Source organism: Gilliamella sp. ESL0441 (genome assembly GCF_019469185.1).
Taxonomy (GTDB): domain Bacteria; phylum Pseudomonadota; class Gammaproteobacteria; order Enterobacterales; family Orbaceae; genus Gilliamella.
In genome coordinates this window covers 215932-228975 of sequence record NZ_CP048264.1, presented here as the reverse complement: position 1 = coordinate 228975, position 13044 = coordinate 215932, and the positions used below count along the sequence as shown (strand labels likewise).

The following is a 13044-nucleotide window of genomic DNA, read 5'->3' as shown; positions in this document are numbered from 1 at the left end:
TAACGCTCATTTCAAGTTAATTACCCATACTTTTCTATTATAATTTTCCTGCACTTCCACAAATGCGAATTTTTTCTTCCACAATTTTAGCCATAGCTAATTTAGCTGGTTGCATATAATGTCTTGGATCGTTAGCATCAGGGTGATGATTAAAATCTAGCTTTAACGCATCTGAAAAAGCAATTTTTAATTCCGTTGCCACATTCACTTTACAAATGCCTAAGGAAATCGATTTTTTTACCATCACTTCAGGGATACCCGATGCGCCATGTAATACCAGTGGAATATCAACTTTATCGCGTATTTTGGCTAACCGTTCAAAATCAAGTTTAGGTTCACCTTTATAGAGCCCATGAGCTGAACCAATGGCAACAGCCAGCGAATCGATACCTGTGCGCTCGACATACGCTTTGGCGGCATCCGGATCTGTAAATGCACTCTCTTTATCTTCAACAATTAAATCATCTTCTTGCCCACCAAGCCTACCTAATTCGGCTTCAACACTTGCATTATATTGATGACTAAATTCAACCATTTTTTTCACAATTTCAATATTTTCTTCATAGGGATGATGTGAAGCATCAATCATAATCGAGCGAATACCTGCCTCAATTTTTTCTTTGATATCACTGATGTTTTCGTGGTGATCCAAATGTAACGCAAATGGAAAGCGCAGCATTTGTGCTGCGGTTTTGCAAATATTAATTAAGTAGGGTGTGCCTGCATATTGATAAGTTGACGGTGTTGCTGCGAGTATAACCGGTGATTCCATTTTTTTAGCTGTATCAACCACAACTTGAATGGTTTCCAAATTGTGTATATTAAACGCAGGTACGGCATATTTTTCACGTTGGGCTTTTTTTAACATCTCTTGACTAGAAATAAGATACATAAGTCACTCCTAATTAACCTTATATTTTTAGATAATTTTTGTAATTTTCACTTGTTGATAATAGTGGTCGTAATGACGCATATTCACAAACCCTGTCTGTGATTCCATGGCATTGAGCATTCCCATCGTCATAGCTCGAGCTAACATCATTTCAATCGATTCATTTTCATGCAAGCTGACTGCCAGCCCAGCTAAAGTAATATCTCCTGATCCCACCGGATTAATGACCTTAATTTGGGGAATTGAGGCTTGATAATATTGATGATGGCAACGCGCAAACGCTCCATTTTTCCCTAATGAGATAACAATAATCGGAATGTCACTTAATAACGGATGGTTGAGTGCCTGGATTAATGAATGGGTATCATCCGCATCAATCTTCATCTCAATGATTTGTTGTAATTCTTCTTTATTTGGCTTGATTAAATAAGGTTTGTGTTTTGAAATCAGTGTTGCATAGAGCATTTTGCCTGATGAATCTAACAACACCGGAATTTGACGTTTTTCAGCTTGTTCAATCAATTTGACATAAAAATCGATGGGAAAACCTTGAGGCAATGACCCCGATATTGTGATGATTTTGGCTTGCTCAAGCATGGTTTCATAATGGTTCAGAAATTGTTCAACATCATTACTGTCCAACTCTGGGCCTGACTCTAAAATTTCGGTTTGATTGCCTTCATGCAAAATAGCAATGCAGTTTCTTGACTCCTGTTTAGTTATATAAAAGCAATAAGCAATGTTATCTTTGTCTAACTGCTTTTTTATGTATTCACCAGTTGTTCCACCAATAATGCCAGAGGCTAAAACAGGTATACCAGAAAATTTTATACCTCGGGTCACGTTAAGCCCTTTACCACCAGCTGTCTTTTTTACATTCGATACCCGATTAATATCATCAATAATTAATTTATTTAAAGGGTATGCGATATCCACTGAAGGATTCATTGTAATCGTTAATATCATATTCTCACCTACATGTTAATGCTTTGTGAGAAATAACCATTGAGCAACCGTAATCTTTAAACTAACACCTATTTTCAACTGGTTAAAAAAGACTTAAACCGTATTGATGAAAATAACGTTTTTCGCTCCACTCAATTGTCTTAAAAAAGTAGTACACCATGACCAGAAAAATATCTTAAACCGCTATTAAATTGACGCCTTGCTGCTCAAATTCTTGTCGACACCTATCATCAATACCCGAATCCGTAATGATAGTGTCTAATTTATTGAGCGGTAACACGATGTTGATTCCATTGCGTCCAAATTTAGATGAATCTAAAACTGCGACGACTTTTTTAGCGGCATTTGCCATAATATTACTAATGGTGTAACCTTCATTAAACGTTGTTATTCCTCGTTTTGCATCGATTCCATCTGCGCCGACAAATAAAATATCAGCAGAGATGCCGTCTAACGATTGCTCAGCAATTTTTCCATGAAAAGAGCGAGTCTTGTGTCTGAGTGTTCCGCCACATATAAATAACATAATGTCACTATTGTCGGAGAGAATAAAAGCAGAGGTAAGACTATTGGTAATGACAGTGATATGCTTTAATTTAACCAGTTCTTCAGCTATCAACATCGTGGTGCTACCACTATCTAAAATAATAATATCGCCTTCTTTAACATGTTTAACTGCTTCAATTGCAATGCGTTTTTTAGCTTCAATAAATCGCTGATAACGTTCTTCTAATTGCAATTCTTTAAATGACTTGATGTCATCATTGTCAATAATTTTGGTTGCACCACCATGAAATCGGCTTAGCACGCCTTGTTTTTCTAATAATCTAAGGTCTGTTCTAATGGTCACTTCAGAAACACCATACTGTTCTGACAGATCACTGACCAATACCGTACCTTTCATATTAAGAATATCTATAATTTGTTGGCGTCTTTCACTTGCGTTCATAATATTTCCTTTTTCGAAATCTTTTCAGCAGTGTATAACAAACAAAATCAAAAGATAAGTTTTCATTTTCAATGATTGACGTTAATCAATAGTTAATTGCAGTTGAGCAATATTTTTCCATTCATGGCTCGCCCATTTAAACTGGTAACTTGCTCAATAAACGAATCAAAATCACCGATACCGGCAACCAGTTCATCCAGTTTTATTTTTCCTTCTACAAAAAATTGGCTTACCAGTTGCCACTCTTTGCCTGGCCATGGCGCAGAATAATTCATCCAACTACCTAAAATTTGTAGTTCTTTTCGTAAAATTAAACTAAATATTTTTTCTGAAAGCGTCAGATCATTATGTAAAGTGCCAACCAAACCAATTTGAGCTCGTGGGCCAGCAATCTCAATGGCGAGTTTAACGGTAATCGGTGATCCAGCCGTTTCTAATACCAACTGATCAAACCGATTGATTGATAATGCTTGATAAATTTCATCTGCTGTAAGGTCTTTTGAGTTATAGACCTGATCTGCGCCTAAGCGTTTAGCTAGCAGAAGGCGATCGTCATTAATATCAAGAACAGTTACCGTGTTGGCACCCATTGCTTTTGCGCATTGCATAGCAAGCAATCCAATTGTACCGCCGCCTACAATGACCACGTTTTTATCTTGGCAACCACCAGCTAATAAAATGGCATGCATTCCCACTGTCATTGGTTCGAAAAAAGCCCCTTGAAGTGGTGTAACGCCTTTTGGCAATTTAAAGGCATTTTTTTTATTTAATAAAATATACTCAGCAAATCCCCCCGTTATTCTTGAGCCAACAAAGGTATAGTGCTTACAAAGCGAGTAATAATGTTTTTTACACTCATCACAAGCAAAGCATGGCAATAAAGGGGCACATGAGATTAAATCACCTATTTCAAATTCGGTCACACCGCTACCTAATTCTGTCACAACACCACTAAATTCATGCCCCAGTGTAATAGGGTAAAAATGTGCGCCATGATGAAATATTCGAGGTATATCCGAGCCACACAATCCCGAATAAGCGACTTTAACTAAAATCTGATCCGGTGAGATTATTTGGGGTACTGGAATATCCTTTATAGATAACGTACCTCCTTCATTGACTAGAATCACTTTCATTTTATGTTCCTTTTTAAATAATCAATTTTGTTAATGCATGCTTTCACTGACATTTCAGTGAAAGCATAGAAATCAACTTCATTTCAATAACTTATTGCTTAGTGTTTATCGCCTCTATTTACTTAATTTTGCCCAGTTGCACCTTGATATTTTCGAGCTCGTTTCCATGTTAAAAATAGGCAGAAAAGATAGAAAATTCCAATAGCGATAAATCCAATAGGTTGTTTCAAATTGACTAGTTGAACCATGATATAAGTAATAGGCGATCCACCTTGATCCATAGCACCGACTGAAATACCGGTATCGGAATTGATCGTACCTGCATTGAGGGCTAATTGGGTCGTAAGCGGAATCATTTGTGTAGCAATCCATAGCGTGATAGCAATGATGATGGAACCAGAAAGAATAATTCTAAATAAATTACCTTGGTGAATCGCTACCCCCATCGCAATGAAGAAGCCAATCGTTGCTAAATCCCCAAAGGGTAAGACCTCATTACCCGGTAATATAATGGCGATAAAAATACTTAAAGGAATAAAAATTAAACTAGCCGAAACAACGGTTGAATGTCCTAATAGTAGAGCAGGATCTAAACCAATAAGAAAATCTTGCCCACCAAATTTAGATTGTAAATGTTTACGTGCCTGTTTAGATATTGGTGTTAAGCCATCCATAATCGGTTTAATTACGCGTGGCATCAATAACATTACTGCGGCTGTTTGAATAGCAAGTTGTAATGTCTCTTTAACGCCATATCCGGCTAATATTCCTAACAAGATCCCCATAAATAATCCAACAGTGACCGGTTCGCCAAACGCGCCAAATCTTTTTTGCATGTCAACGGCGTTAAAGTTAATCTTATTAATAACAGGTATTTTCTCAATCACAGCATCAACAAATACCGCAATTGGTCCACAATAAGCAGATGTGCCATGCGGAACAGCAATACCTTCAAGTTCAAAAAACTCTTTAGTATCTTTGGCAAACCAATCCCCTAGCTTATAAGCAATAATGGCATGGACAATCACGCCTGCGATACCTAACCAGTAGGATCCAGATGCGATATAAACCAGTGCACCAGTAAAGGTCATGTGCCAAATATTCCAAATATCAACATTAACAACTCGAGTGAGTTTAGAAACCAACATCACAATATTGACGGCTATAGCAATGGGAATTGCAACTAAAGCAATTTGTGATGCCCATGTCATCGGCGCAGCGCCGGGCCAACCAACATCAATAACATTCAAACTGATATCAAATCTTTCTGCCATGGCTTTTGCTGCTGGTCCAACTGAACTTGTGAGCAACCCCACAACCAAACCGATTCCAACAAAACCGATGCCTATATGAATGCCAGCTTTTAAGGCATCACCCACTTTCATTCTTAACACTAACGAAAAGAGAATAATCACAATCGGCAACATGACTGAAGGGCCAAGATCCAAAATGTACTGCATAATTTCGGTAAACATATACTTATCCTTTTAGAATCGACAATATTTTATCTTTTAGCTGATCAATCCCTACCCCCGAAACAAAAGGCATACCGTGTACAATCGGGATATCACCAAAAGTTTGATCCATTCTGGCTGTAGTACAGATCAAATCGACATCATCAATAAAAGTATTAATTTCATTAATACGACACTGAACAAGATCTAACTTAATATTATTTTCTTTGCAGAGTTCTTTTATCTCTTCTGCAGCCAAAGTTGATGTTGCAACTGCACCACCACACGCAACAATAATCTTTTTTTTCATAATGCCTCCTAAACAACTTTCTAATTAAATATCACGTTATTAAATCGCTCAGCTATCTGACCTTGCTGTGCATTTAATAAGAAGTGATAGAACTCTTTATCTTGTAAATTTGAAAATAATGCTTTTAAAAGCGTGAGTTGATCTTCTGGTGAAGTCACGACCAGTGAAATGATTAATGAAACCTCTACAATACTGTCTTCATCTGCTCGATTAAACGCAACAGGTGATAGTGTTCGAACAATAAAGATAGCCGGCGATATAGCATGCTTAGCTTCACAATGAGGAATGGCAACCGCATAACCATCAAGCGCAATACCCGTTGGAAATGTTTTTTCCCTTTCTATCAATGCTTCTAAATGACTTTTTTTGACAATCCCTTTTCGTTGTAGTTGTTCACTAATATAAGTAAGCACTTCTTGTTCATTGTTAAATCGAAGATCATCTTCGATAAAGAGCTGACATTTGTTCATCTTTGATCACCCTTATTGCCTTTCTTCATTTTTTTAATAATACTTTCGAAATCAAAAGCTATAATGAAAGATTATTTTCTTTCGAATTTAAAAGCAAATGGCAATTATTATTTTTGTGATCGAAATCTATTTTTTAAGTAAAATTTGAAATTGATTGTGATAAATTTATGATTGGGCATAATATAGTTCATGATCTTCATCACAAAAGCGCGTTCTCGATATTGAAAATATCATTAAAATACTCAGAATATTATTGATAAAAAACGGAAAGGTAAGAGGTCTTTGTGTCACAAAAAACTCAACAGGTGTTTGTATTAATGGGGGTATCAGGAAGTGGTAAATCAGCTGTTGCCAAACATGTGGCTTATGATCTTGATGCCGCTTTTTTAGATGGTGATTTTTTACATCCTAAAGCCAATATTTTAAAAATGCGCAGTGGTATGCCTCTAGATGATGAAGATAGAATGCCGTGGCTTCGTTTAATTAGTGATGCAGTATTTGCCATGAGCAATGTTAATCCAATTTCAATTATTATCTGCTCAGCGTTAAAAAAACAATACCGAGATATTATTCGAGGCGAAAATAAAAATATTCATTTTATTTATTTAAAAGGTGGGTTTGAGGTCATTGCAAACCGTTTAGCTGAACGTCAAGGTCATTATCAAAAAACGGGAATGTTACAATCCCAATTTGATACTTTAGAAGAACCATCTCGAGATGAAAACGATGTTTATACCGTTAATATCGAACAACCTTTAGCCGATGTAGTCAATGATACCGAATGTATCATACAGAAAATCTGTTACAGCTAAACCATCACTTTCTGCAATTATTGTTAATCAGTTGGTAATGTATCATCAACTATTCTGCCGATGGTATCGGCAGAATAATCGAGATAATTTAACATTATTTTTTAATAAAATTATCCACTAATAAATTTACAACATCCCCCATTTTGCCACTCAATGATGCTTTGACGCTATATAGCGCCATTCCCATCACTTGAGACGCTTGAATTTCCGGTGGCATAACAAGCTCATTAGCACTTGTTTTGACATCTAATAAGGCAGGTCCAGAATGTGCTAAAAATGATTGCATCGCTGCTTCAAGTAAATCTGAATCTTCTACTCTGATCGAAAACAGTCCCATTGCACTAGCCACTTTAGCAAAGTCTGGATTGTGTAAATCGGTGTAATGATCCACAATTCCTTCTACTTTTTGCTCTAATTCGACAAAGTTGAGAGAGCTGTTATTTAATACAATAATTTTTATCGGTAACTGTTCTTGAATAGTCGTCAGTAAATCCCCTAATAGCATACTAATGCCACCATCACCCGATAGCGTTATCACTTGTCGGTTAGGAAATGCTTTTTGTACGCCTAAAGCTTGTGGCATAGCATTAGCCATGGTGCCATGTTTTAAACTGATGACCGTGCGTCTTTTTCCATTAGTATTAAAGTGTCGACAAGCCCAAACCATTGCTGAACCCACATCAGCACATAGAACAGCATCATCATTAGCATATTTATCAACTAATTCCGTTAAATATTGCGGATGAATCGTTGATTTTGAAGGCATGGCTTTTTTGTTCAATTTATCCATTGCTTTCATATATAATTGGCGGCATTTTTCTAAAAATGCAGCATCTTGTTTTTCTTCAACTAAAGGGATTAAAGCCGCCAAAGTAGGTTGACTACTGCCAACAACACCTACACTCACTGGATGACGTCGACCAAGGTGAGTTGCATCGATATCAACTTGAATAATGGTGGCATCATTTGGGTAAAATTGAGACCATGCAAAATCAGCGCCTAACATTAGCAGCACATCACACTCTTTAATGGCGGTTAATCCTGATTCAACGCCAAACATACCCGTCATACCGACATTGTAAGGGTTATTGTATTCAACAAAATCCTTACCTCTTGATGTATGCACAATGGGCGATTTCAATTTTTCGGCAAGTGCGATTAATTCATCATGAGCGCCATTTGCGCCTTGTCCGGCAAAAATAGCCACTTTTTGATTTTTATTTAAGATTTCTGCAATTTGGGCAAGCTCTGTATCTGATGGGCGAATGATCGGATTAGGATGATAAATTTTATGCCCACTTTTATCTTCCACTTTTTCTAAACTAATATTATAAGGAATAACCAGAACAGCAACGCCACGTTGATTTATTGCAGCTTGAACGGCAGCCGTCGTAATCTGTCTTGCTTGAGTAGGATCGTTAATTTGACGACAAAAGACAGAACAATTTTTATAAACAGATTCAAAATCAACTTCTTGCGGAAAATCTGTTCCCTGTTGTGAGGTAACCAGTTGACTGGCTAAGAGAATAACAGGTGCTTTATTGCGCTGAGCTTCATAAATACCATTGATAAAATGTAAGCTTCCCGGCCCACAAGAACCAGCACATGCAGTTAGCTGATTAGTCAGATAAGCCTCGGCTCCTGCTGCAAAAGCTCCAACTTCTTCGTGTCGAACATGCACCCACTCAATGTCACTTTTTTTAATGGCACTGGTAATGTAATTGAGTGTATCACCCACAATACCATAACAGTGTTTCACACCAGCTTCCTCTAAGACTTCGATAATAATTTGTGCAACTGATTTTTTTAATGACATACTGTCTCCTAGACACAATTAACAGATTAAATAATCTAAGTTAACTAAATTACACCTAAGTTTTAATAAAGCGAATAGGTTATGAAAAAAAAAGCAAAAAATGTTAAAAATGTAATATTCGTTAATTTTTTTGAGAATAAACTTTTTTGGAAAATATTCCCTATTACAATAAATCAAGGTATTATGGTTAAAATCCAATCGTTCTCATAGAGTGACTTTTTGTGGAAAATTTGTCATCCGGGCAAAATTTATTAACCTCTTTAACTGCATTTTTGCCTCATTACTTTATCGAATATTATCCGCTTATTACTGTTTGTTTATTGCTATTGATTGCAATTTTAATGTTTTCATTCAGCAAATTAAGAATGGATATTATTGCACTGCTAACCATTACAGCTATTTCAGTCACGGGTATTTTAACGCCTGCTGAAGCGTTTTCGGGGTTTAGCGATCCTAATATCATTTTAATTGCATTATTGTTTATCATTGGTGAAAGTTTAGTCCGTACTGGCATTTCGTTCAAAATGAGCGAATATATTCTTAAGGTATCCGGAAAAAATGATGTTCGAATTATTACCTGTATTATGCTCGGTGTGGCGTTACTGGGTTCAATAATGAGTTCTACAGGCGTTGTCGCTATCTTTATTCCTGTTGCCATCAGTATTGCCAATCATACGGGTATTCATGTTAAAAAATTAATGATGCCTCTGTGTATTGCCGCTTTAATTAGTGGCATGATGACATTGGTTGCAACCGCACCTAATCTGGTGGTTAATAGTGAGTTAAATCGAGCAAATTTAACCGAATTCGGTTTTTTCTCTATCACTCCTATTGGGTTAGGTGTGCTTGTTGTTGGCGTCATTTATTGTATATTAACGCGCAATTGGTTGTTAACAGCTCAACAAGTTTCTCCGACAAATACCCAGCCACAAAGAAGAAAAATCACAGATTTAATCAGAGACTATAAATTAATTGGTCGGGCACATCGTGCACAAATATTACCAGGCTCGCCTTTTGTTGGTCGTACGATTGATGGTCTACATTTACGAAGTGAACACGGTGTCAATGTTATTGGTATTGAACGTTGGCGCAAATTTCAAAAAGTGTTAATCCCCGTTAACGGGGCAACAGAATTTCGGGAAAACGATATTTTATTATTAGATATGTCCCACTCCGAAGCCGATTATCGAACATTTTTATCGACCAATAATCTTGAACCTAAAGTTTTACGGGGTGAATATTTTTCGGAACAAGTGAAAGAAGTTGGCATGGCAGAAGTGGCGCTATTACCTGAATCGTCACTTTGTGGCAAAACACTCAATGAAATCGATTTTAGAGAAAAATACTTTTTAACCGTAATTGGAATTTGGCGTAATCATGCCCCTGTTGATACCAATAACTTATTCCAAGAACGTTTAGAAATGAGTGATACCTTACTAGTATGTGGGGATTGGGGATCGATTCAAAAATTACAAACTCGTACCAATGATTTTGTTGTTTTGGATTATCCGTCGGATATTGATGATGTTGCACCTGCAAGTTCTCAAGCATTTGCAGCATTAATTAATTTAGCTATTATGATTATATTGATGGTAACGGGGCTTGTTCCTAATGTCGTAGCTGCCCTAATAGCTTGTCTTTTAATGGGAGCAACACGCTGCATCGACATGAATAGTGCTTATAAATCGATACACTGGCCAACACTCATTTTGATCATCGGTATGATGCCGTTTGCTTTAGCACTGAATAAAACCGGCGGCATTTCGCTCATATCGGCATGGTTAGAAATTCATTTACGTTCTTTCAGTCCGTATATGGTGCTGACCTTCATTTTCTTATTATGTTCAACTGTTGGTCTCTTTATTTCTAATACGGCTACAGCAATACTCATTGCCCCTATTGCAATTGATCTGGCAATAAAATTTGGTTATTCACCTTATCCGTTTGCAATGACTGTGGCTATAGCGACCTCTGCTTCCTTTATCACGCCGGTCTCTTCGCCGGTAAAAACCATGGTCGTTGCGCCAGGTGGTTACAGCTTTAGTGACTTTGTAAAAGTCGGTGTACCTTTAACGTTTCTCGTTATGGCGGTGAATATTGCATTAGTACCAATATTTTTCCCTTTTTAACTATTAATTCATCATCAGTTTGATAAAACCAACATATCGATTCTTTTTGATTAAAGATTCTTAATGAAAATTAAGTTATAATTATCCGAGTTTTTTGATGATGGATTATAGACATATGCCACAAACAGCCAAGCCATTAAATATTATTTTTGCTGGTACTCCTGACTTTGCAGCAACCCATTTAAAAGCATTAATTGATGCTAAACATAATGTTATTGCAGTTTTTACTCAGCCCGATCGCCCTGCCGGACGTGGTAATAAATTAACCGCAAGTCCGGTTAAACAATTAGCGATTGAAAATCATCTCCCTGTTTATCAACCGGCAACGCTCAAAACAGAAGAAAACCAAAAAATCATTGCGGAGCTAAATGCCGACATTATGATTGTGGTGGCATATGGTCTTATTTTACCGCAAGCTGTGCTTGATATGCCTAAACTAGGTTGTTTAAATGTGCATGGTTCATTACTACCAAGATGGCGAGGCGCAGCTCCTATTCAACGCGCTTGTTGGGCTGGAGATACTTTAACCGGTATCACAATTATGCAAATGAATGCTGGGCTTGATACGGGTGATATGTTATATAAACTTACCTGTCCAATTGAACCTTCTGATACAAGTGCAACGTTATATAACAAACTGGCGCAATTAGGTCCACAAGGACTACTTGATACTTTAACACTCATTACTGAAGGGAAAATCCAACCTGAAAAACAGGATCCATCACAGGTCACTTACGCTGAAAAATTATCTAAACAAGAAGCTAAACTTGATTGGAATTTATCGGCACAGCAACTTGAACGTTGTGTCCGCGCCTTCAATCCTTGGCCTGTTAGTTATTTTGAAGTTAATGGTGAACCAGTGAAAGTATGGCAAGCAGAAGTGATATCCACTCACCACAATCAACCAGTCGGTACTATTTTACAAGCAGACAAAAAAGGGATATGCATTGCAACAAGCGATGGTGCATTAAATATGACACTGTTACAACCAGCCGGAAAAAAACCGATGTCAGCTCAAGATTTATTAAACTCTCGCAAAGCTTGGTTTGTTGTTGGTGAAAAACTAAGTACCAACTAATTAATCAATGTAAAAAATTACAGGATGAATCATCCTGTAATGATTACCTTTTTTTAGCTAGCAAAGTCGCAAATCTCAATTTAATTCGATTACCCTGACTATCGGTTTTATGTAATTCTCCAACATTTTCGTTATATTTCAGTATTTCCCAATCCTGATAATATTTCCGCAATTCATTTTCTTTAAACGTAAATGAAAACCCCACAGAACAAGGATAATCAGAAGTAGACATAGCGCTTACAATAAGATTATAACCACCCGATTTAGTCAATTTTTGCATATTATCAATAATTTCAGGGATTTTTTCAGGTTGTAAAAACATCATGACAACCGTTGAAAGAACAAAATCATACTCACCTTCTAAATTTGCTTGATTGATATCATATACCTTTGCATTAATGTGCTTTAGGTTTTCATCATTGATGATTTGATTTAAATTACCAATACTTAATTCGGATTTATCAACTGCATTCACATCAAAACCAAGTAGCTGTAAATAGAGCGAATTGCGTCCCGAACCACAGCCTAAATCCAATACCTTTCCTAACGGGATAATTTTGCTTGCCGCTAGCACTTCAGAATGTGTTTTGGTCATTTGATACTTTTTAAAAGTATAGTCTTCTGGTAAACAGTGAAATGATAGTTGGCATTGTAAATTTTCAGATACCTGAGCGATACGATGCCATTGCTGAGGCAAAATAAAGGGAGGCTGGTGAGAAACATCATAATGATGTTGCGATATGATTTCCCCTTGTTCAGTTAATATCTCAAAATCGATACTGCCCACTAGGATATTGAGCTTAGCCCAAGTGCCAACTTGCGTATTATGTTTTTCACAAAATGATTGAGGTAATGATTTAGCATTCCAAACAGGTAATGTTTTATAACAAATTAGGTTTTTCAAAATTTTATCACGAGTTAAATAAATCAATAGTTGACTATTATAGTCAATTATTGATGAGATAAACAACGTTTTGTTGGTAACTCAGCAACCAAAACAAAATCATTAAAAGTAAATTTATAGTAGCGAAG

12 protein-coding genes are annotated in these 13044 nt (G+C 36.7%); 3 read left to right on the top strand and 9 right to left on the bottom strand.

What is annotated here, in order from left to right; all coding sequences use genetic code 11:
- Positions 1-37: 37 nt before the first annotated feature.
- From GYM75_RS01115 to gatA, 7 genes are all read right to left on the bottom strand, one after another.
- On the bottom strand, positions 38-892 hold the full coding sequence (locus GYM75_RS01115) for a tagatose bisphosphate family class II aldolase (protein WP_220216359.1): 855 nt from the start codon (positions 890-892) through the stop codon (positions 38-40).
- Positions 893-919: 27 nt separating this feature from the next.
- Complete coding sequence (locus GYM75_RS01110) at positions 920-1858, bottom strand: hexose kinase (protein ID WP_220216358.1); 939 nt, start codon at positions 1856-1858, stop codon at positions 920-922.
- A 175-nt stretch (positions 1859-2033) separates the two neighbouring features.
- Positions 2034-2807, bottom strand: a complete 774-nt coding sequence (locus GYM75_RS01105; RefSeq protein ID WP_220216357.1) for a DeoR/GlpR family DNA-binding transcription regulator — start codon at positions 2805-2807, stop codon at positions 2034-2036.
- 92 nt (positions 2808-2899) lie between these two features.
- A complete protein-coding gene (locus GYM75_RS01100) occupies positions 2900-3943 on the bottom strand; it encodes an alcohol dehydrogenase catalytic domain-containing protein (protein WP_220216356.1) in 1044 nt (347 codons plus the stop codon).
- A 122-nt stretch (positions 3944-4065) separates the two neighbouring features.
- On the bottom strand, positions 4066-5418 hold the full coding sequence (locus GYM75_RS01095; RefSeq protein WP_220216355.1) for a PTS galactitol transporter subunit IIC: 1353 nt from the start codon (positions 5416-5418) through the stop codon (positions 4066-4068).
- A gap of 4 nt (positions 5419-5422) precedes the next feature.
- On the bottom strand, positions 5423-5707 hold the full coding sequence (gene gatB, locus GYM75_RS01090) for a PTS galactitol transporter subunit IIB (RefSeq protein ID WP_220216354.1): 285 nt from the start codon (positions 5705-5707) through the stop codon (positions 5423-5425).
- Between the two features lie 20 nt (positions 5708-5727).
- On the bottom strand, positions 5728-6177 hold the full coding sequence (gene gatA, locus GYM75_RS01085) for a PTS galactitol transporter subunit IIA (RefSeq protein ID WP_220216353.1): 450 nt from the start codon (positions 6175-6177) through the stop codon (positions 5728-5730).
- Positions 6178-6494: 317 nt separating this feature from the next.
- Between gatA and GYM75_RS01080 the strand changes: the two genes are divergently transcribed.
- A complete protein-coding gene (locus GYM75_RS01080; protein WP_370632149.1) occupies positions 6495-6989 on the top strand; it encodes a gluconokinase, GntK/IdnK-type in 495 nt (164 codons plus the stop codon).
- A gap of 94 nt (positions 6990-7083) precedes the next feature.
- On the opposite strand, the gene GYM75_RS01075 is transcribed toward GYM75_RS01080, so the two are convergent.
- Positions 7084-8805: a thiamine pyrophosphate-dependent enzyme gene (locus tag GYM75_RS01075; RefSeq protein WP_220216351.1), complete on the bottom strand. Its 1722-nt coding sequence runs from the start codon at positions 8803-8805 to the stop codon at positions 7084-7086.
- A 287-nt stretch (positions 8806-9092) separates the two neighbouring features.
- Between GYM75_RS01075 and GYM75_RS01070 the strand changes: the two genes are divergently transcribed.
- The gene (locus tag GYM75_RS01070) at positions 9093-10934 is read left to right on the top strand and encodes an SLC13 family permease (RefSeq protein ID WP_363317349.1); all 1842 of its coding nucleotides are present in this window, start codon (positions 9093-9095) and stop codon (positions 10932-10934) included.
- Positions 10935-11049: 115 nt separating this feature from the next.
- Positions 11050-12012: a methionyl-tRNA formyltransferase gene (gene fmt, locus GYM75_RS01065; protein WP_220216349.1), complete on the top strand. Its 963-nt coding sequence runs from the start codon at positions 11050-11052 to the stop codon at positions 12010-12012.
- 43 nt (positions 12013-12055) lie between these two features.
- Here fmt and tehB read toward each other — a convergent pair whose 3' ends face one another.
- Entirely contained in the window at positions 12056-12916 is an 861-nt protein-coding gene (gene tehB / locus GYM75_RS01060; protein WP_220216348.1) for an SAM-dependent methyltransferase TehB, read from the bottom strand.
- Between the last annotated feature and the right edge of the window lie 128 nt (positions 12917-13044).